The sequence below is a fragment of the Staphylococcus sp. EG-SA-2 genome, from assembly GCF_017152085.1.
The window spans coordinates 1-2,632 of record NZ_JACYHC010000602.1; the positions used below are offsets into that span (position 1 = coordinate 1).

Sequence of the window (2,632 nt, forward strand, 5' to 3'; positions counted from 1 at the left end):
CTTGTTACAAGCTTATTTTCATTCAATTAACTACTGTCTATATAAAATTGTTGAGCCAAGAACAAAGTGAAATGCTCCCTTCAAAGCCTTCATTTATTCAATGTCTACTTTGAAGGGAGCATTTGATCGATTAATGTCCCAGGTTTTTCTTGTTATTCATTGCAATTGCAAAATAATATTTAATGTGGGTTAAAAGAGTTCATTAAAACTCAGTTATTAGGGAGTGGGACAGAAATGATATTTTCGTAAAATTTATTTCGTCGTCCCACCCCGGCAAGGTTGACTAGAATTGAAAAAAGCTTGTTACAAGCGAATTTTCGTTCAGTCAACTACTGCCATTATAACTTTGTAGAGCATAGAACATTGATTTATGTCTCAGGCTCTTTACGAATCAATACCTCGACGCATTTTTTCTGCAAGCAAAGTATTATTTAATACCATAGTAATTGTTAATGGACCAACGCCACCAGGAACTGGTGTAATAGCTCCAGCAATTTCTTTAACCGCATCATAATCAACGTCACCTTTTAATTTGCCATTTTCATCTGGCGTATTGCCAACATCGATAATTACTGCTCCTTCTTTGACCACATCTTTTGTTACTAAACTAGGCTTACCAACTGCACTGACAATGACATCAGCATCTTTTAAATATGATGCCATATCTTTTGAACGAGAATGTAAGATTGTTACTGATGCATTTTTTTGAAGTAGTAACTTAGAAACTGGTTGTCCGACAATATGACTTCGTCCAATTACAACTGCATTTTTACCTTCTAAATCAATATCTGCATGTTTTAATATTTCCATGATGCCGAGCGGTGTGCAAGGTACAAAAGTTTGTTCATCGATATATAATTTCCCTATATTTATTGGATGAAATCCGTCCACATCTTTTTCAGGATTGATTGCTTCTAATATTTTCTGTTCGCTAACTTGTTTTGGTAATGGTACTTGTACCAAAATACCACTTACAGAATCATCATTATTTAGTCTATTTAGTTCGTTTAATACTTCTTCTTCAGTAGCTGTTTCTTCCAAATGTACGATTTCTGAAATCATACCAATTTTTTCAGCTGCTTTCTTTTTTGATCTAACATAACTTTGACTAGCGCCATCATTACCAACTAATATAACGGATAATTTAGGTGTAAAACCCTTTTCTTTTAGCGCTTCAACTTGATCTTGTAACCCCTGTCTGTAGTCTTTGGCAATTTGTTTACCATCTAAAATTTTAGCAACCATAAAAACTTCTCCTCCTATTGTCAATATCCTAACTTTGTTAGTTCATAAAACTAATTTACATAGCAAAAGACGTAAATTCAAACAAAAAATCAAAATAAAGTTCGATTTTTGATTGAAAAAGCAGAAATTGCTTGTTATGCTATATCTATAATATACAACTAAAGTAATTCACAATTCAAACTTTTGAAAGGGTGTACAAAGTGAAAGTAGCAGTCATTATGGGCAGTTCTTCCGATTGGAAAATTATGCAAGAGAGTTGTAACATGTTGGATTATTTTGAAATTCCGTACGAAAAACAAGTAGTATCCGCACATCGTACGCCAAAAATGATGGTTCAATTTGCTTCTGAAGCGAGAGAAAGAGGTATAAACATTATCATTGCAGGCGCTGGCGGTGCGGCACATTTACCAGGTATGGTTGCATCATTAACGACGCTACCAGTTATTGGTGTGCCGATTGAAACAAAAAGTTTAAAGGGTATAGATTCTTTATTATCAATTGTTCAAATGCCAGGAGGTATTCCGGTTGCAACGACTGCAATTGGTGCAGCAGGTGCTAAAAACGCAGGTATACTTGCAGCAAGAATGTTAAGTATTCAAAATCCTTCTTTAGTTGAAAAACTAAATCAGTATGAATCTTCGTTAATTCAAAAAGTGGAGGACATGCAAAATGAACTTCAATAAATTAAAGTTTGGTGCGACTATTGGCATTATTGGTGGTGGTCAGCTTGGAAAGATGATGGCACAATCAGCTCAAAAAATGGGTTATAAAGTGGTTGTATTGGATCCTTCTGAAGATTGTCCATGTAGATACGTTGCACACGAATTTATACAAGCCAAGTATGACGATGAAAAGGCACTCAATCAATTAGGACAAAAATGTGATGTGATTACTTATGAATTTGAAAACATTTCAGCCCAACAATTAAAACTATTATGTGAAAAGTACAATATTCCGCAAGGTTACCAAGCTATACAGTTATTACAAGACCGCTTAACTGAAAAAGAAACATTAAAAAGTGCTGGTACCAAAGTTGTCCCGTTCATTTCAGTAAAAGAATCTACAGATATTGACAAAGCAATTGAAACATTAGGATATCCTTTTATTGTAAAAACTAGATTTGGTGGCTACGATGGCAAAGGTCAAGTTTTAATTAACAACGAAAAAGACTTACAAGAAGGTTTTAAATTAATTGAAACTAGTGAATGCGTAGCTGAAAAATATTTGAATATCAAGAAAGAAGTATCTCTTACTGTTACAAGAGGAAACAACAATCAAATCACTTTTTTCCCATTACAAGAAAATGAGCATAGAAATCAAATACTTTTCAAAACAATTGTTCCAGCGAGAATAGATAAAACAGCTGAGGCGAAAGAGCAAGTTAATA

General features: G+C 34.0%; 3 protein-coding genes. 2 read left to right on the forward strand and 1 reads right to left on the reverse strand.

Going from position 1 to position 2,632, the window contains the following annotated elements; all coding sequences use genetic code 11:
- Nucleotides 1-384: 384 nt before the first annotated feature.
- A complete protein-coding gene (gene folD, locus IDG60_RS10730; RefSeq protein ID WP_206160680.1) occupies nucleotides 385-1,245 on the reverse strand; it encodes a bifunctional methylenetetrahydrofolate dehydrogenase/methenyltetrahydrofolate cyclohydrolase FolD in 861 nt (286 codons plus the stop codon).
- Nucleotides 1,246-1,445: 200 nt separating this feature from the next.
- Between folD and purE the strand changes: the two genes are divergently transcribed.
- Nucleotides 1,446-1,928, forward strand: a complete 483-nt coding sequence (gene purE, locus IDG60_RS10735) for a 5-(carboxyamino)imidazole ribonucleotide mutase (RefSeq protein WP_000861572.1) — start codon at nucleotides 1,446-1,448, stop codon at nucleotides 1,926-1,928.
- A partial coding sequence (locus IDG60_RS10740; RefSeq protein WP_206160681.1) for an ATP-grasp domain-containing protein occupies nucleotides 1,915-2,632 on the forward strand: 718 nt, incomplete at its 3' end. The genes purE and IDG60_RS10740, both read left to right, overlap by 14 nt.